Source organism: Nisaea sediminum, assembly GCF_014904705.1.
Taxonomy (GTDB): Bacteria; Pseudomonadota; Alphaproteobacteria; order Thalassobaculales; family Thalassobaculaceae; genus Nisaea; species Nisaea sediminum.
In genome coordinates, this window is record NZ_JACZCQ010000001.1 from 1 (window position 1) to 17,490 (window position 17,490).

General features: G+C 60.6%; 16 protein-coding genes and 1 pseudogene. 6 read left to right on the forward strand and 11 right to left on the reverse strand.

Going from position 1 to position 17,490, the window contains the following annotated elements; all coding sequences use genetic code 11:
- A pseudogene (locus tag IG122_RS00005) lies at window positions 1–221 on the forward strand (SDR family NAD-dependent epimerase/dehydratase); the annotation flags it as partial.
- Window positions 222–271: 50 nt separating this feature from the next.
- On the forward strand, window positions 272–1,495 hold the full coding sequence (locus IG122_RS00010; RefSeq protein ID WP_193179291.1) for a DegT/DnrJ/EryC1/StrS family aminotransferase: 1,224 nt from the start codon (window positions 272–274) through the stop codon (window positions 1,493–1,495).
- Window positions 1,496–1,532: 37 nt separating this feature from the next.
- Here the strand turns inward: IG122_RS00010 and IG122_RS00015 are convergent, their stop codons facing one another.
- Complete coding sequence (locus IG122_RS00015) at window positions 1,533–2,687, reverse strand: FkbM family methyltransferase (RefSeq protein WP_193179293.1); 1,155 nt, start codon at window positions 2,685–2,687, stop codon at window positions 1,533–1,535.
- Window positions 2,688–3,074: 387 nt separating this feature from the next.
- Between IG122_RS00015 and IG122_RS00020 the strand changes: the two genes are divergently transcribed.
- Both IG122_RS00020 and IG122_RS00025 read left to right on the forward strand, forming a co-directional pair.
- Complete coding sequence (locus IG122_RS00020) at window positions 3,075–4,007, forward strand: radical SAM/SPASM domain-containing protein (RefSeq protein WP_193179295.1); 933 nt, start codon at window positions 3,075–3,077, stop codon at window positions 4,005–4,007.
- Window positions 4,008–4,257: 250 nt separating this feature from the next.
- Entirely contained in the window at window positions 4,258–4,812 is a 555-nt protein-coding gene (locus IG122_RS00025; RefSeq protein ID WP_193179297.1) for an SAM-dependent methyltransferase, read from the forward strand.
- Between the two features lie 107 nt (window positions 4,813–4,919).
- Here the strand turns inward: IG122_RS00025 and IG122_RS00030 are convergent, their stop codons facing one another.
- From IG122_RS00030 to IG122_RS00075, 10 genes are all read right to left on the reverse strand, one after another.
- Window positions 4,920–5,837: a transketolase family protein gene (locus IG122_RS00030; protein ID WP_193179300.1), complete on the reverse strand. Its 918-nt coding sequence runs from the start codon at window positions 5,835–5,837 to the stop codon at window positions 4,920–4,922.
- Entirely contained in the window at window positions 5,834–6,664 is an 831-nt protein-coding gene (locus tag IG122_RS00035) for a transketolase (protein ID WP_193179302.1), read from the reverse strand. Before IG122_RS00035 ends, IG122_RS00030 begins: the two co-directional genes overlap by 4 nt.
- Window positions 6,665–6,675: 11 nt before the next feature.
- Window positions 6,676–7,671, reverse strand: a complete 996-nt coding sequence (locus tag IG122_RS00040) for an NAD-dependent epimerase/dehydratase family protein (RefSeq protein ID WP_193179304.1) — start codon at window positions 7,669–7,671, stop codon at window positions 6,676–6,678.
- Between the two features lie 35 nt (window positions 7,672–7,706).
- Window positions 7,707–8,366 (reverse strand): class I SAM-dependent methyltransferase, encoded by a 660-nt coding sequence (locus IG122_RS00045; protein ID WP_193179306.1) that lies wholly within the window; start codon window positions 8,364–8,366, stop codon window positions 7,707–7,709.
- 126 nt (window positions 8,367–8,492) lie between these two features.
- Entirely contained in the window at window positions 8,493–9,374 is an 882-nt protein-coding gene (locus tag IG122_RS00050) for an NAD-dependent epimerase/dehydratase family protein (RefSeq protein WP_193179308.1), read from the reverse strand.
- A gap of 29 nt (window positions 9,375–9,403) precedes the next feature.
- On the reverse strand, window positions 9,404–10,696 hold the full coding sequence (locus IG122_RS00055; protein WP_193179310.1) for a UDP-glucose/GDP-mannose dehydrogenase family protein: 1,293 nt from the start codon (window positions 10,694–10,696) through the stop codon (window positions 9,404–9,406).
- A 4-nt stretch (window positions 10,697–10,700) separates the two neighbouring features.
- Window positions 10,701–11,627: a Gfo/Idh/MocA family protein gene (locus IG122_RS00060; RefSeq protein ID WP_193179312.1), complete on the reverse strand. Its 927-nt coding sequence runs from the start codon at window positions 11,625–11,627 to the stop codon at window positions 10,701–10,703.
- A gap of 15 nt (window positions 11,628–11,642) precedes the next feature.
- The gene (locus IG122_RS00065) at window positions 11,643–13,196 is read right to left on the reverse strand and encodes a PfkB family carbohydrate kinase (RefSeq protein ID WP_193179314.1); all 1,554 of its coding nucleotides are present in this window, start codon (window positions 13,194–13,196) and stop codon (window positions 11,643–11,645) included.
- Between the two features lie 427 nt (window positions 13,197–13,623).
- A complete protein-coding gene (locus tag IG122_RS00070; protein WP_193179316.1) occupies window positions 13,624–14,292 on the reverse strand; it encodes a DUF1028 domain-containing protein in 669 nt (222 codons plus the stop codon).
- Window positions 14,289–15,224: an N-carbamoyl-D-amino-acid hydrolase gene (locus IG122_RS00075; RefSeq protein ID WP_226893230.1), complete on the reverse strand. Its 936-nt coding sequence runs from the start codon at window positions 15,222–15,224 to the stop codon at window positions 14,289–14,291. The genes IG122_RS00070 and IG122_RS00075 overlap by 4 nt, the downstream gene beginning before the upstream one ends.
- A 103-nt stretch (window positions 15,225–15,327) precedes the next feature.
- Between IG122_RS00075 and IG122_RS00080 the strand changes: the two genes are divergently transcribed.
- On the forward strand, window positions 15,328–16,236 hold the full coding sequence (locus IG122_RS00080; protein WP_193179318.1) for a LysR family transcriptional regulator: 909 nt from the start codon (window positions 15,328–15,330) through the stop codon (window positions 16,234–16,236).
- Between the two features lie 129 nt (window positions 16,237–16,365).
- Window positions 16,366–17,439: an ABC transporter ATP-binding protein gene (locus tag IG122_RS00085; protein ID WP_193179320.1), complete on the forward strand. Its 1,074-nt coding sequence runs from the start codon at window positions 16,366–16,368 to the stop codon at window positions 17,437–17,439.
- Window positions 17,440–17,490: the final 51 nt, after the last annotated feature.

Sequence of the window (17,490 nt, forward strand, 5' to 3'; positions counted from 1 at the left end):
TCGGCGATATCGAGATCGTCACGACGCCGAGCGACGACAACCGGTCCTACCATATCAATTCGGACAAGATCGCGGAGAAGCTCGGCTTCCGCCCGCAGCATTCGATCGAGGATGCGGTGCGCGATCTGGTGACCGCCTTCAAGGCCGGCAAGCTGCCGGACCCCATGACGGACGATTTCTATTACAACGTCCGACGCATCAAGCGCCTCGGCATGAAGTAAGGCGCGGTCGCCGAGCGGCGCCGGGCCTGATTGGCAATAGAGAGCCACCAATGAGAAATATCCAGACCGGAACGCCGAAACTGGCCATCGAGGGCGGCACGCCTGTTCGAAGCGCCCCGATGCCAAAACGCCGGGCCTTTGGCGACGCCGAGCGACGCAAGGTCGAAGAGGCGATGGCCTATTATCAAGAGATAGGCCAGGACCTGCCCTACGGGGGAAAATACGAGACGGAATACGGCGACGCCTTTACCCGGTACCAGGGCGGGGGCAATACCGTCGTCGTCGCGACGGGCTCGGCCTCCTGCTACGTCGCTCTGCGCGCTCTCGAGCTTCCGGAACATTCAGAGGTCCTGGTTTCTCCGATCACCGATCCGGGGACGCTGAACGCGATCATTCTCCAGGGACTGCGTCCCCGCCTGATGGATACGCAACCCGACAGTTACAATGTCGGCCCAGAACAGGTTGTCGAGAGCATGACCGGTCAGTCTCGTGCCATTGTGCTCGTGCATTCCGCAGGGATTCCGGCCGACGCCCGCGCCATCGCGACGATCGCGCGCGAGCGCGGCCTGCAACTGTTCGAGGATTGTTCCCAGGCTCACGGCGCCCGTCTCGACAACGGCGACCGCGTGGGAACCGCCGGAAGCGTTGCGGCTTTTTCAACGATGTACCGCAAAGCCCATATTTCCGGATCCAGCGGCGGGCTGGTCTATTCAAGAGATCAGGAGATCTACAGGCGGGCGATCCTCCATTCGGATCGCGGGAAGCCGCTCTGGGACGCGGATTTCAATGACAGGCACCCAAGCAATTACATGCTCCCGGCCCATAATTGGAATACGGACGAACTGAGTTGTGCGATCGGCATTTCTTCTCTCGGCAGGCTCGATAAAAGCATCAATGACCGGCTGAATTTCGTCGAGGCTGTCCGAGAACGGATAAGTGCGAGAAGCCGGGCCTGCAGCGTCGTCAGTATCGACCGGTCGGCCTCGCCATTTTTCCTCCCGGTCCTGGTCGGAACGGACCGGATCAGCTGTACGAAGCGCGAATTTGCTCTGGCGGTCCAGGCGGAAGGGATCGATCTGAACCCGCATTACGGTTTTCTCGTGTCCGAGTGGCCATGGATTCAGGACTACCTGTCCGGACCGACGGAGCTCGCAAATGCCCGCAGAGTCCTGGACTCCAGTTTCTGTCTCTACCTGAATGAGAATTATACGGACAGGGAGGCGGAGGACGTCATCCTTGCCATCGAGAAAGTCGAGGATCGCTTCTGCGCATAGCGAAGGGGCCCGGCTTCTTGCAGAACCGCGCGAAGGCTCACGGGACCGCAAAATAGGTGGCGTCGACGACACCGCCCAGGTACTGGCGCAGATAAAGCTTGCAGTCGGGGAGCAGCTCTTTCAGCAACAAAGGGACCTCATGCATATGGGACGGCTTGTGATAGCCTGAGATGGCGAGCTTTGGCCGCCACTTGGCGATAGTCTTCCGTGCGCCGTTCAAGGCGTGAATTTCCGCGCCCTCGATATTCATCTTGATGTAGGAAATCCTCTCGCCTTCGAGTTCTTCGTCGATGCTGGTCACCGGAACGATCGTCGAGGGTTCCTCATCAGAATAGCGATGTCTGCCGACCTGCTCGGAAATCCCGGAAGCACGTCCTTCGCCGTTGGAAAATCTCAGCATCGCGGAACGGTCGAACAAACCTTTCATGATCGGCTTGACGCGATCGCAGGACATGTAGTTGCGCTCAAGCGTAGCGAAATTGTCCGGGTCCGGCTCGAACGGAAAGATTTTCGAGAAATGTCCGTCGGTCTGCCGGAAAAACTCCTCGATTGTATCGCCGGTATAGGCGCCGCCGTCGACGAAAACTTCATCATCCGCGAGTTTGAACAGATCCGTTGGAAAGAACGGCACCGGATCGATCAACCCGTCGAGCAGAAGAACGTTGCCCGAAATACGATACCCGATCTGGGCGTTCAGAATGTCCTTCGACTTCTGGTCGTCGAGGAGTCCGGAGACCTTCCGTAGGGCCTCGGCATGCTCGAGGGCGTCCTCGAGCCAATGCTCATAGAACATGTGCGGCGCAAAGATTTCGGGAAAAGCCGATTGCAGCACTCCGAACGGCAGAACTTTCCCGAAGCCTTTTTCCTTGAAATTCTTCACCGCTGCGAGCGCGACATGTGACGCAACGACAAGCACGGTGTCCCGATCTAGATCTTCCGGCAGATCTTCCAGAACCGGGCATCCGCCCGGAAGCGGCACATTGACCCTCTGCGGATCGCGGTCCATTGCCGCCACGATCCTGATGCCAGATTTCGTGGCAATACGGTCCAGCCTTTGACCTTCGGGAGCGGTGCCGATGATTGCAATTCGCTCGAGATCGCCGACGCCTTGAATTCCAATCGAGGATTTCAGATGCGCACGGGCGGTTTCGATATCCGGAAACTTTTCGGCGCGATCAATCCAAGCCGACATTGCAATGTCTCCTAAAGAGGTACGCCTTCTGTCGCACATAAAGGTCATGAGGTCTTATCGTAATTAGGCTTGAGCGTGGGAAGAAAATTAGGCCGGCGATGCAGGCGCCACGGCGTCAATGATCCCGACTTCTGCAGAGCAAAACGCGTATCACGCGGATCTTGGATATCGAGAGAAGGAGGTCAATCAATAGAACCGGTGTGAGGAGAGGCCCACAAAGCTGTATGGCTGGCCTTGTAGAGGGAATTATGGTACGGAAATTGCTTTAAAATGCGCGTCTGAAAACTTTGTGAAAGATTTGGCCATCTGATGAACTCTATGATGCCAAATGCGAACATCGTGGAGCGTAATAAGCAGCTTCTTGATGCTTTTGCCCGGCAGACTGGATTGCTGTCAGGCGCAGATCTCGCCGACTTTCCGCGATTCATCACAATCGAAACGGTCGCCGCCTGCAATGCGCGATGCGTTTTCTGCCCGATCGAGGAGCTGGCCAGATCGACCAGGGTGATCAAGCCTGATGTCTGGACCAAGTTCGTCGCGCAAGTGGCGGAGCGACGTCAGTCGCATCCGGAGAGCCCGCTGGACATCCATGTGTATGGCACCGGTGAACCCCTGCTGGACAAGAAACTCGAAAGCCGGATCCGCCAGTTGCGGAGGGCTGGCGTCGAGTCCGTACGGTTTTCCACCAACGCCTCTCTCATGACCCCGGAGCGATCGAAGAGCATCCTGGATGCAGGTGCGACGGAAGTCGATTTCTCGGTCGATGGCGTGAAGGCGGAAACCCACGAAAAGCTCCGCCCGGGAATGGTGTTTCCGATCATTGTCGAAAACATCAAGAAGTTCGTCGAGATCCGCGACCGCGATAAGGCGGATTGCTCGATCAGCGTACGCATGGTCGTTACGGACGAGAATATCGACCAGTACGACGAATTCATCGATTTCTGGTCGAAGGTGGTGTCGCCGCGGGATCGGGTCTACGGAAAGTATGTGCATAACTGGGGCAACAGGCTCGACATCGATTCAAAAGTGAATGCCGAGCTTTCGGAGCTGAACAAGTCTGCTTGTGCGCTTCCGTTCGGGACGATGATGTTGCTTTCCGACGGGCGCGCGGCGCTCTGCTGTGTCGATTACAACGCTGCGGTCGAACTGGGAAATCTGAAGGAAATGTCGCTCCAGGAAATCTGGAGAGGTGCAGAGGCCGAGAAGATCCGGTCCATTCATCTGTCGAAAGGCCGCTGCGGCGTCAATATGTGCAAAGACTGCACGATCTGGGAACCTGAAGCGAAGTCGATCTCGGCCCTGAGATCGGAAAAATCCTGATTCACCCGGGCACCGGTTGGCGGTATCGCGCGTCCCAATCGCGCGGGACACTCAAGATCAATACAAAGCGGAACGGCCATTTGTGACGGAGAAAGAGTTGAACAAGTTCTTTGGTGAGGCGAGTTCGCCATTTGCCTTGGAAGCTTATGACCATGTCGACGAATTTGTCGAAGGTGGTACTGCCCGGTGCCTCGAACTCGGTCCTTATACGACGCGGGCCTTGTTGTCGGATCCCAAGAGATTCGGGTTCATGCTCGCGCGGCACAAATTCGTCGGCAAGATGCTGACCGGATACGACAAAGTTCTGGAAATCGGCTGCCAGGAAGGCTTCACGTCGCTTTTCACAGCTTCGTTCGTCAAGAATCTGGTGTCGGTGGATTTTTTCCGCGAGCACATCAAGGTCGCCGTCGAGAAGATCGCCCCCTATGCGGCGAATGTCGAATTCCGCGGTCACGACATCCTCGACGGACCGGTCGAAGGAGGCTTCGATGCGGCATTCTCCATGGACGTGTTCGAGCATATCGATCCGGCTCAGGAAGACCTCTATTTCGAGAACATAAAGGGCTCACTGACGGACCAGGGCGTCTTCATTTGCGGCATCCCGTCTCTGGAATCGCAGGAATACGCGTCCGAGGGGTCGAAGCTCGGGCATATCAACTGCAAGACCGGCCAGGGGCTGAAGGACATTTGCGAACGGCATTTCCGGAACGTGTTCATGTTCTCGATGAACGACGAGGTGCTGCACACCGGGTTTTTCCCGATGAGTCAGTATCTGATCGCTCTCTGCGTGACCCCGAAACGCTGATCGGGCCCTCGAATGAGGAAATGAGAAAACAGGCGGGCATGTCCCCGCCCGTCTCCGCTGTCGCGTGAGCGGCGACGGACGCCGCCTCTCACGCGGCTAACCCGTCGTCAGGCGCCAAGTTTCTCGAGGATCGCAGGTGCCGAAAGACCGTGAACCGCGAGAAGTTCCGTATGCGAGCCATAGCTGTGGATGAACTCGTTCTTGAGCGAGAACGTGTCGACCGGCTTGTCGATGCCCGAATTATAGAGCGACGCCTTCACACTCTGCCCGAGAGATCCTTCCGGCGTGGTTTCCTCGATGATCACCGTCCGCCCATGTGCGCGGATGAGATCGAGGATCGTGTCCGTATCCAGCGGTTTCAGCGTGTGGCAGGAGACGAAGCTCACGGACTGACCTTTGTCCCGAAGACCGCAAACGACGTCCCACGCCACACCTGACATCGGACCGTATGTGAGCACGAGAACGTCCTGGCCGCGCTGGAGCAGGCGCGGCTTTCCGAACTCCCACTCGGTCTCGGCGCCTTTGGAGAGATTGGGCTCGCCGGCCTTGCCGAGGCGCAGGTAGACCGGACCGCGCGTCTGCGTGGCGCACCATCGCGTTGCGGCCTCCGTCTCGTCCGGGTCGATCGGCGCGATCACCGACATGTTCGGAAGTGCGCTCGCGATTGCAATGTCTTCCATCGCGTGATGCGTGCCGCCCAGTGTGGAGTAGGTCACCCCGCCGCCGATTCCGACGATCGTGACCGGCAGATTCTGATAGCACAGGTCGTCCCGGATGAACTCGAACGGCCGATAGAGGGTAAAGGTCGCGATGGTATAGGCGAACGGGCGCAGGCCCCTCAGCGCCATCCCGGCTGCAAGTCCGATCATGACCTGTTCCGCGACGCCGGTATTGATAAAGCGATCCGGGAACTCCTCGCGGAACTTCGTGATCGACCCGGCCGGCGAGATATCCGCGACCACCATGCAGAGCCGGTCGTCCTTCAGACCGAGGTCGTAGAACACATCTGCAAATCTGTTTCTCACAGGGTCGTACTCTCGATTTCTCGGATGGCTTGCGCATATTCCTCGGGATTCGGGGAACGGTAATGCCAGATAGGCACGTTCTCCATGTAGGACACGCCCTTGCCTTTGACCGTCTGGCAGACGGCGATGAACGGTTTCGAGCCGCTCCTGGCCTCCACCGCGCGCACGATTTCCGAGGAATTGTGGCCGTCGACCTCTTCGACGTCCCATCCGAAGGAGCGAAACTTGTCGGCAAGAGGGTGAAAAGCCTTGTGGCCTTCGCTCATGCGCTCCAGCCCCGAAAAATCGTTGTAATCCACGAAGGCGACCAGGTTGTCGAGACCGAGATTCGCTGCCGTCATGGCCGCTTCCCAGGTCGAACCCTCCTGGCATTCTCCGTCGCTCAGGAGCAGAAAGGTCGTGCTTCCGCGGTTGAGCAATTGCTCCGCTTTCGCGATGCCGGCAGCGATGCCCATCCCATGCCCGAGCGATCCGGTCGCGGCCGCCACGCCGGGCGTACCGTAATCGGGGTGAGTGCCAAGCCGGCCGTCCGGCGTGCAGTATCGGTCCAGGTCCTCTTCGGTGAGCACGCCGCACTCCGCGAGGATGATGTATTGCAGGATGCAGGCGTGGCCCTTGGACATGAGGAAAATGTCTTCTCCGGCGACCGTTCCGTTGCCCGACATCAGGTGATTGTAGATCGAGTCGACGATCTCCGTGCAGGAGAATGCCGGCGCGACATGCAGCGCTCCGACTTTCTGGGAGACGTCGAGAACACGTCTTCTGTAGTGCTTGCACCGGTCGAATGCGGCGCTCGCATCGAAAGAGTTTGATCGTCGTGCTTCCATGGCGGCGGCAATCACGCTCTCAGAACGTAGTCGGTGGGATAGTCGCGGATATCATCGAGGTACTTCTTGCCCCATTCGACCATCTCCGCGAGCCCGGTATCCCAGTCGATCTCGGGCTTCCAGCCGGTTTCCTCATGCAGGCGTGTGGAATCGAGCCAGTACCGACTGTCCTGGCCGAGCCGGTCCTCGGCGACCTCGGCCAGTTCGTTCAGCTGCATCCCCAGCGCGCCGGCGCATCGCTCGACGACCTCCCTGATCGATGTCGGCTTCTCGGGTCCGGCGTTGAAGACGCGCCCGGTCGGTCCCTTTTTCGCCAGCAGATGGATCGCCCGCGCCAGGTCCCGCGCGTGCATGTAGGATTTCTCCGCGCGCCCCCCGCCGTGGAGCGGCAGCTTGTGGCCCGTAAGCCCGGCCCAGATCGCCTTGGGAATGACGCGATGCAGAAGCTGTCCCGGGCAATAGCAGTTGCAGGGACGGACGATCGTCATCGGGAACTCCGAGAACCTGCCGATCGACAGCAGGTACATGTCGAAGGCGACCTTCGATGCCGCATAGGGGCTCGTCGGCTGAATCGGAGCATCCTCCGTCACCGCGTGATCGACCGAGCCGTACATCTCGGACGTTCCGATCTGCATGAAATGTTCAAGCCAGTCCCGTTTGGCAAGCTCTTCAGCCAGGCGCGCGAGTGCCATGGAATTGGTCTCGAAGAACCGCCAGGAATGTTTCCACGAGACGGCGCCTTCGCCCTGAGCCGCATAATTGATGATCACCTGCGGCTTTTCCCGATCGAGAAGCTCCAGCAGCAGGTCCAGCTCATACGTGACATGTCGAGCGTGATACTCAAACCGGGGTTTGCGATCGATGCCGAGTGAAAACGGTTCGGAACGCAGCGGGTTGCGGCCGATGCCGAGGACCTTCTCCGGTTCTGCATTCTCCAGAAGATAGAGCGCGGTATGTATGCCGAACGATCCGCCGCCGCCCAGGACCGCATATCTTTTTCCGCTCATGTTCATCCCTCGGTTTGTTCTCTCGGCAGCAGAGGCTACTCGATTATCGTCCAGTAATAGTCACCGGTATATCCGGCTTCTTCGAACAGCTTGATCCAGCCGTCCGGGTAATCGTGGAACTCGGCGGTAAGGACCCAATTCTCGAAGACGGCCTTCTGTTCGGGGGTTCTGTAGCTGTCCACTCTGACGTAAGCGTGACCATTCGAGATCCGCTGGATTTCCCTCAACGCCTCAAGCGCGCGCGGGCGCGGCAGGTTGTGAATGGTGTCCAGGGAGATCACGGCGTCGAAAGCGCCGTCGGGAAAGGGGAGGTGGTCCGCGCTGCCGAGATGGAGCCGTCCGATCACCTCCGGATGGCAGTTCATCAGCGCATATTCCGAGATATCGAGCCCGAAGACCTCAAGTCCGGGCGTCGAAGCCAGGAGGTCTCTGACAAGAAAACCTTTGGCACAACCGACATCGAGAACACGGTCGCCCGCCTTGAGGCCGAAATGCGCGACGAGATCCTTCGCGACCGGCACCCATCTGCCGTCATAGCGGTATCCGCCGTAGCCATAATCGCGTGGCCCGTCGAAATAGAGCTCGCCGTATTGCTTGGATGCCTCGACGACGGCGCGATCTCTCGACTGTTCGCGTGCGTCCAGATTCCGTTTGGTTTTCGGAAGCGCACTTAGGAGATTGATCTCATTTCCCATCTTGAACAACCAACTGCCTCTGTAAGCTCGCTAACCTGCGTGTTTGAAGGTCCGAAAAATCTTTGTCTTACGCATCTCTCCCGTTTCGCTCCTGCCTCGGCGGAGGAGGCAGGAGTGAAAACGAGCCTAGCGCATCCGGGCCGCGATGGTCTGTCTCAACCCATCCTCAAGTACCGTGAACCGGAAATCCGGGAAGGCGCGGAAGACATTGGCCGGATCGAACGGCCGGTAGCCGTTATGCGGCATCGGTCCCTGCCGCGGCTGGCCGACGATCGCGCTTTTCGAACCCGAGAGGCGGACGATCGTTTCCGCGAGCTTGCGGAAGGAATGTACTTCCCCGGTGGCGCCGTTGATCACTCCGGTGCTACGGCGAAGCACCATCCGTTTCACCAGCTCGGCGACATCCTCGACAAGGATGTGGTCGCGCTGTTCCTCGCCCTCGCCGAACAGCCGGATCTCCTCATTGGCTGCTGCGAGACGCATGAAACGGTTCGGTCCGTAGCCGTTATGCGGATCGGACGCGCCGTAGATCAGTGTCGGCCGGATGGTCGCGAGCGGGACGTCGAGCTCCGCCTGGAGGGCGACTTCGCGGCCGAGATGCATGGCACCGTGCAGACTGGCCGGCTCGGCCGCGGCACTCTCCGACATCGGGTAGAGTACGTCGCGGTAGACCGCATCCGAACTGACATTCACGAGATGTGCGAGCTTCTTCGGACCGAGCGCCTCGATCACATTCGCGACAAGGCTCATATTATCCCGCAGCATCGCGGTGTTGCGCACCGGCGCCATGGCGGACACGAAAACCACGCTGTCGCCGTCGCTGACCAGGCCGGACAGCTTCGACGGCGCATCGGTGGCCAGCAGGTCCACGTCCGCCCGGGAAATCGAAACGACCCTCGCTCCGGCGTGTTTCAGCGCCTTCGCGACCGCGCCGCCGACAAAGCCGGCCCCGCCGATGACGGCGACCCGGTCCGGCAGCGTGTTCCTGTCGAGCAGATGTTTCAGCATGTCGTCTCTCTTCCTTCCGGGCGGATCAGTCAGCCTTCGCCGAGCGGGCGGCCGAGCATGAAATGGGCGAAGCCGGCCGCACGCGCGGTGTCGTTGTCGATCAGCCCATAGGGGTCGATCACGGCGCGACCGCGCATCGCGGCCTTCAGGGCGCTGACCTCGATCTCGCGAAATGCCGGCCATGGCGTGGTCAGGAACAGCACGTCGGCATCTGCACAGGCCTCGAGCGCCGAGGCGGCATGGTCGAGCCCCGGCAGGGCGTCTCTGCCGACCACGGGATCGAAGACCTTTATGTCGGCCTCTCCGCCGAGCCCGTCCAGCAGCACCAGTGACGGCGCGTTCTTCAGGGAATGGGTGTTCTCCTTGTAGGCGAGTCCGAGGATCGCCACGCGCGGTCGGCCCGGTAGCATCGGGCGGACGAGGTCGCGATAGATTCTGTACGGCCAGTCCTTCCGCCATTTGCTGTTGGAGATCCAGGCTTCGACCACGCCGCCATCGGTCCCGTTCGCCTCGGCAAAGCGGATCACCGTCGCGAGATCGCGTTCCAGATTACCGCCGGAAAGACCGAGGCCCGGAGTGAGATAGGAATATTGTCCGATCCGCCTGTCGAGTTTCAGCGCCGGAACGATCTCGGACCAGTCCGCTCCGATCTTCTCGCAAAGCTCGGCGAGCGTGTTCGCCGTGGAAAGTGAGGCCACGAGACAGCAGTTGATGGAGATCTTCGCCAGCTCGGCACTCTCGTAGCGCATCGGCAGAATGGGGCAGTCGAACGCCTCCAGGAGCGCACGGTATTTGCCGGGTAACGGCTCCGCAGCGTCCGCGCAGCCGACGATGTAGCGTTCCGGATGGCGTGCCCGTTCGATTGCGCGACCGAAAACCAGCGTCTCGACCTGGTAGTAGAGGCGCTCCTTCGGGAAATCGAGCGCCCGCGTGAAGCCCGGGGGCACCTGACAGAGAATGACGAGCAGCGCTTCGGAGCCGAGCACCGGGACGATCCTGTCGAGGATCGCCCTGATACGGGTCAGGTCCGATTGCCCTTCATCGTCGGTCGGCACATCGACCGAGATGTAGACGATATCCGCACGCGTCAGGTCTGACGGACTTGATGTGAAGTGCAGCCGGTCCGGGTTCGCGGCGAGCATTTCGGGCAAGTCCGGTTCCATTATCGGAAGGTCGCCGCGCCGGAGACCTGTTGTCTCCGCATCGGTTTCGGAAAAACCGATCACCTCGAAACCGAGATCCGTGACGGCGACGGCCGAGTTCAGTCCGAGATGGGTCATTCCGGCGAACCCGATGACGGGCTTTTTCCTTCCGACAGGCATGTTCTCAGGCCGCTCCATCGATTTCGGCGGCAAGGCGTCCGAGCGAACGATAGAGCCAGCGATCGTTTTCCAGGTTGGAGCCGCCGCCTCCGGCGCAGAGCGCCTTGAAATGTGTGTACTCGGCTTCCCAGGTCGGATCGTCCTGGACCAGGGTCAAAGCTTCCTCCGGCGGGCGTCCGCTGGGCAGAATCCGGTGACGGTGAACGAAGCGGGACGGGCCCCATTTGCAGAGCGACTCGATATGCGCGGTGCCATGCTCCGCAAAGACGTCGCAGGTAAAGTGGTTGCGCCAGGAGAGGAGAGTCATCTCCAGCTCGATACGCGGGCCGGCGTTTCCGGATGCGATCACCACATGATCCGGCGCCCGGTTTTCGAACCGGTCGGCGGAGATGATCGAGAAGTCGTCGGCGATATCGCCGAACCAGAAGCGCGCCGTATCGAGCAGATGACTTCCGAGATCCGGCAACACGCCAGCGCCCGTGTCGCGCCAGGCGGACTCCCGGACGAGGCGGGCCGTGCCGTTTCCATAGAACATCCGGCAGCGATAGATCTCGCCGAGCGCGCCTGAGGTGATGAGGTCGCGCATGCGGACGAAATGGGGCTCGAAGCGATGATTGTAGGCGGTATAGCAGACCGCGCCGGACGTCGCGGCAAGCCCGGCGAGCTCGTCGATCTGATTTTCGTTAGAGAACCACAGGGGCTTTTCCACCAGAACATGCTTGCCGTGTGCGAGCAGGTATTTCAGGAGCTCGAATTTCGGCTCGTCCGGGGTACAGACGAGAGCTGCATCGAACCGCTCGAGTGGCACCTCCTCAAGCGTCCGGAAGTCGGCGTCTCCATGAACGGGGTCGACGGTCCCGATGCATTCCTCGCCCACGACGCGACGCCGCTTGTGGCCCTGGATGCCGAGCCCGACGACAAGTGCTCTCATGAACGTGGTCCCGTTCTAGTTCTCGAAATTCGCGCGCCGCTGGATCGCGTTGATCTTTTTCAGTACGTCCGCCGGGGTAACCGGAATATTGCCGTCCTGCTCGCATTCGACGGCTGCGGCGAAGGACCCGAGCACGGTCGAGATCGGTGCGCTGCCAGTGGTCATCATGGCGAGGGTGGCATAGGCAAGCAGTGCGTCGCCGGCTCCGACCGCGTCTTCCAGGTGATCGACGAAACTGTCGACGACGAAGAACGAGTCGAGCAAATGATGATCGGCGCTGCGACAGGTCAGTACACCGCGATCCCCGAGTTTCAGGATCAGCGTCCCGCATTCCGCCGCATCGTAGATCTGTGACGCCAGCGGACGGATGCCGGAATCCTGATCGGCGATGCTGAACCGCGCTTCGCGCTCGTTCGGCGTGATCAGATCGAAGCCCTTGAATTCGGTGATGTTGCCCCATCGGCTCGCGACTTGGCTGTCGGCCACTTTGAACACGCCCGGACGGATGGCAGAGATCAGGGACGGTATGGTCCTCCGGTTGAAGATGCCGTGCCGGAAGTCGCTGAAGACCACGGCGCCTTCCGCCGTGGCCCGAATCTGCTTTGTCAGCTTGCCGGCGATCTCGTCGGAGATGCTCGAATTGTCCAGCGTATCGATTTTGAGCAGGCGGTATCCTCCGGCGACGATCGCGTTTTTATTTGTCGTCGGCCGTGTCGGGTCGATGATCGGCTTCAGTGTGATTCCGGCCTCCTTGAGGTCGGCCAGGACGAAATCCTTGTAATCGTCCTCTCCGAGGACGGTAGAGAACGTGACGTCCGCACCGGCGGCGGCGAGGTGCTTGGCGACGATGGCCGCGCCGCCGACATAATCTCTCCTGCCCTGATACAGAACGCTGATTGTCGGCGTCTTCGTCTGGCCGCCGATCATCGACGTTTCCGTATAGCTGTCGACGATCGTATCGCCGATCACGTGCACCTTCTGTCCCGCCATGTTCTCCAGGGCGCCCGTCAACTCGTCGAATCCGAACCGCTCCTGCTGCATCAGCATCAGAAGTTTCTCCATCGGAATCCGCGGAGCTTCGAGTTCGATCAGCTTCGATGAGGAGTAGACAATATCGCCGGGCGTAAAGATCACCTCGCCGCCGAAGGATTGAACGGTCTCGACCTCTTCCTGGGTCTTCGGCGGCAAACCGCTTGCCGCATACTCGTATCCCTTCGCGAAAAGGTCGGGCTTGATGATCCGGAGATTCTCGAGTGGTTTTGCATTCGGGTCGATCACGACGAAATCGACGATTTCGAAGGCGGCGAGATTCATGGCCCGGAGCTGTTCCGGCACATGGGGGCGATAGACGCCTTTCGCGATATGCTGATCGGCCGTCAAGCTCGCGATCAGTATGTCCGCCTTGCTCTTTGCAAACATGAGATGGCGCAGGTGTCCCGGATGAACCACGTCGAACACGCCATGGCACACGATCACTTTCTTTTTGCGCGGGCGGGGGCCGACAATTTTCGCGATTTCCTCGGCGGTCTTGATCTTGTGCTTGTAGCGTTCTGCAAATTCAGTGGTCATCAGGACGTGTTCCGGCTTCTCGATGCACTGACCGGATGCGAAATTTCCCGGTTGAAAGCGTAGGATAGCAGAAATTTTGCCGCTCGGGTTTCGGGCTATCTGTACCCGTGAAATAGCGCGTCGTGAGCGTTTCAGATGCCTGACGCCAACGTCGATGAAACGTTGTCGTTCAGCCCGAATAACCATTTCCTATTTGGTGCATTCTGGGGAAAAACGGAGTTTCCACCGGATCGAGAGACCAGAGCGTCTCGCGGTTGAAGCGAGTAAATTGGGAATGGATACGCGGCAATGCCGGCGATCAGCAGGCGATATCAGTCGGCACGACTTCAAGTCGCGTCCTAGGCCGAATCGAGGGCAAAGGTCACTGAATAAAGTGCGTCCTGGTCAGCAGACCTCACCGGTTGACTCCGATGAAGCGCGTCTGTTTTTAGCGGCCTTCGACTTCCGCCGACGATGGCGCTGAATCCGGATCCGTCGCCCGCAGGCGGTAGGCGGCTGCTTTGGGCGCCCAGTCCCGCCAGAGTTTCAGCAGATCCGACAGCGGATCGGTGGAGAAGTCGACCCTGAGGTCGGCGTCCATCAGATCGTCGCTGCCGAGGACCTTGAGCGCTGCCGACTGCAGCGGCTCCTTCTCGCTTCCGGCGGCTTCGCCGGCCTTCATACCGGCCTGCAGGCGCTCCTCGAGCGGCCCGCTCGCCGCTTCGAAGGCGCGCACCATCTCCGGCAGGACGTCCGCAGTGCCGAGGAAGTTGCCGAGGGCGAGGCAGTCGGTCCCGATTTCCCCGCCGCAATGAGGCAGGCAGGAGGCGCCGGTATGGTGCAGGGGCGTGCCCTTGAAGGGAAGCACGCCGAGCTGGCGCCAGTGCGGGGCGGTCGCGGCATCGCGCATGGCGGCGAGCGTCTGCCCGGCGTCAGCGGTGCGGTGCCATGCCGCGAGACCGAAGCTGTGCAAGCGCGGGTCTGTCCGCGCCTGGGAGAAGACGACACAGCCGTCGGTGACCGCCCCGACCCTGGCGCCGACACAGACGGAGGAGGTGGCAACGGCGAAGCCGATGCGGCCGGTTTCGAGGCAGCGTCCTGCGATGGAGAAGGTCATTCCGCTGCCTCTATGCCTGTCTGTGCGGTGATCGGTCCGTAATGCTCGATCCGGCGGTGCCGGGCGAAATCGAACACGGAGCGCCGGATATAGGCGCCGAGATCGAGATCGCAATTGTGGGTGATGACCTCATCCTCCTCGGAGATGGCGCGCACCGCGACCTCTCCGGTCGGTGCGACGATGGCGGAGCCGCCGATCATCGCGAAGCCGTCCTCGGCGCCGCATTTCGCCGCCGCCATCACCCAGGCCGCGTTCTGATAGGCCGCGGACTCGATGCTGAGGCGATGATGGAACTCGCGCAGATGGGCCGGTTCCGGGTGATGGATGTTACGTGTCGGCGTGTTGTAGCCGAGCATGAAGATCTCGGCGCCCTTCAGCGCCATGACGCGGAAGGTCTCCGGCCAGCGCCGGTCGTTGCAGATGCACATGCCGATCCGGCCGGACGGGGTCGCGAAGGTCGGGAAGCCGAGATCGCCGACCTCGAAATAGCGCTTCTCCAGATGCTCGAACTCGCGGTCGCCGATCGGGTCCTTCGTGCCGGGGAGGTGGATCTTGCGGTACTTGCCGAGGATGCTTCCGTCCGGACCGACGAGGACGGACGTATTGAAGCGGCGGTATTGGCCGCCCTCCATGATTTTCTCCGCGTAGCCGAGATAGAAGCCGACGCCGAGCTCCTTCGCCTTCTCGAACAGGGGCGCCATCGCCGGAGAGGGGAGGCCTTCCTCGAAGAATACGTCGTATTCCTCGGGCGTGTCGTAGATGTAGCGGGGGAAGAAGGTGGTGAGGGCGAGTTCCGGGAAAGTGATCCATCTCGCGCCGCGTCCGTGCGCCTCGCGCAGCATCTCTATCAGGCGCGCGACGACCTCCGCCTTCGTATCCTTCAGATGAACCGGCCCCATCTGGGCGACGGCGAACACTTCCTTCCGGCTCATTTAGTCCACTCCCGCTGATCTTTGCCTCTCTAGAGCTAGACAGCCGGAATATCACCGTGAAATAAATTAGAGCGGATATAAAATAAGATGAGGTTATTGAATCGTGATCAATGCGCGGCAGCTGGAAGTGATCTGTACCGTGATCGAGGTCGGTACCACGGCGCGTGCCGCAGAATTGCTGAATGTCAGCCAGCCCGCCGTTAGCAACATGATCCGCCACACGGAGGATCTGATCGGTTTTCCGCTCTTCGTGCGCGAGCGCGGGCGTCTGACGCCGACCCGCGAGGCCCAGCACATTGCGCAGGAAGCGCAATATCTCTTCATGCAGCAGAAGCGGATCGACGATATCGTCAGCGAACTCCGCGGCGGAACCATCGGCCGGCTCAATCTCTACGCCACGCCCTCGCTCGGGCACGGCATCCTGCCGCGGGTGATCTCCGAGTTTGTCCGCAACAAGCCGAAGCTGAAGCTCTCGGTGGAATTCGGCAGCATCGACGAGATCATCGAGCATCTGGTCAGCGGCCGGGCGGATCTCGGGTTCTCGATCACCCAGCCCCGGCATTCGGTGCTGACCGTGCGCCCGGTCGCGGAAGGCCGGATGATGTGCGTCTGCCCGACGGATCACGAACTGGCCTATTCCGAGCGCGTCAACGTGACCGACCTCAATCATGTGAAGCACATCTCCTACGCCGCCAACACGCCGCTCGGGCAGCTGATCGATCCGGTCTTCTCGAAGCAGGGGCTCGAACGGCGCTATTTCTGCGAGGTGCGCCACACGGCAACCGCGCTGGAAATGGCGCTCAACGGCTTGGGGGTCACCCTGGTCGACAGTTTCGCGCTCGTGGGGCGTGACCTGACCACCCTGGCGGTCCGCCCGACCAACCCCGTGCTGAAGCTCAACCTCTTCAGCATCACCTGCAACCTGTTCCCGACTTCCAATGTCGCGCTGCAGTTCCAGAGCTTCTTCGGCGAATACCTCAAGCCGCACGATCCGGCGCATACGGACGTCTGACGAATAATTTCAGATTATATTCCAGGCCTGATTATTAATTTCTGGCTTCTAGAGACAGCGTGATTTCCTTCGGGTCGAGTTTGGCCGGAACGGCTCCGGTCGCTACCAACGACAGGACGCCCGCACGCGATGAGCCATCCGATCCTCTCGATCCGCAATTCGGTAAAGCGCTATGGAAACGTGCACGCGCTCGATCATGTCGATCTCGATGTGGCCGAAGGCGAATTCCTGACGCTGCTCGGACCGTCCGGTTCCGGAAAGACGACCCTTCTGACAGCGATCGCGGGCTTCACCGACCTGACCGAGGGAACCGTTTCCCTCCGCGGTCGTGACATCACCAAGGAGCCGCCGGAGCATCGCGATTTCGGGATGGTCTTCCAAGGCTATGCGCTGTTTCCGACCATGACCGTGCGGCAAAATGTCGGCTTCCCGCTGAAGGTCCGCAAACGGCCGGCGAGCGAGATCCGCGCCCGCGTCGACGAATGTCTCGATCTGGTGCAGATGGGCGAATATGCGGATCGCATGCCAAGCCAGCTTTCCGGCGGCCAGCAACAGCGCGTCGCGCTCGCCCGCGCGCTTTCCTTCAAGCCGCAGGTCCTTTTGCTCGACGAGCCGCTTTCGGCGCTCGACAAGAAGCTTCGCGCCGACCTGCAGTGGGAACTGAAGGCGCTGCACGACCAGCTCGGCGTCACCTTCATCTACGTGACCCACGATCAGGATGAGGCGCTCTCGATGTCCGACCGGATCGTGATCCTGAAGGATGGAAAGATTCAGCAATCCGGCATCCCGGGCGAGCTTTACAACCGGCCGCGCACCCGTTTCGTCGCGGATTTCCTCGGCAAGTCGAACTTCCTCAACGTCACCATCAAAGAGCGGACCGGCGATCAGCTCGAATGCGTCGCCGGCGGGGCCCGTTTCCCGGTGGACGCCTCCGCGCACGGTTTGGTCATGGGCAACAGCGCCGAGGTCGCGCTGCGCCCGGAACGGATCCGTCTCGGCACTGCCGGCTCTGAGTTCCTCACCGGGACCGTCAAACAGGTCAGCTATCTCGGCGAACGTTGCCAGGTGCTGCTCTCGCACGGCGCGCTCGGCCAGATCCTGGTCTCCTGCCCGACCTGGAAAGCGGGGATCGATCCCGCGCCGGGCCTGGAGGTCGGCTTTGGCTGGGATGCCGATGCCTGCGTCATTCTCGAGGCCGACTGAACCGGCCCCGCAAAAGCAAGAAGACCGACATTTCAGCAACAAGGAGCTTCA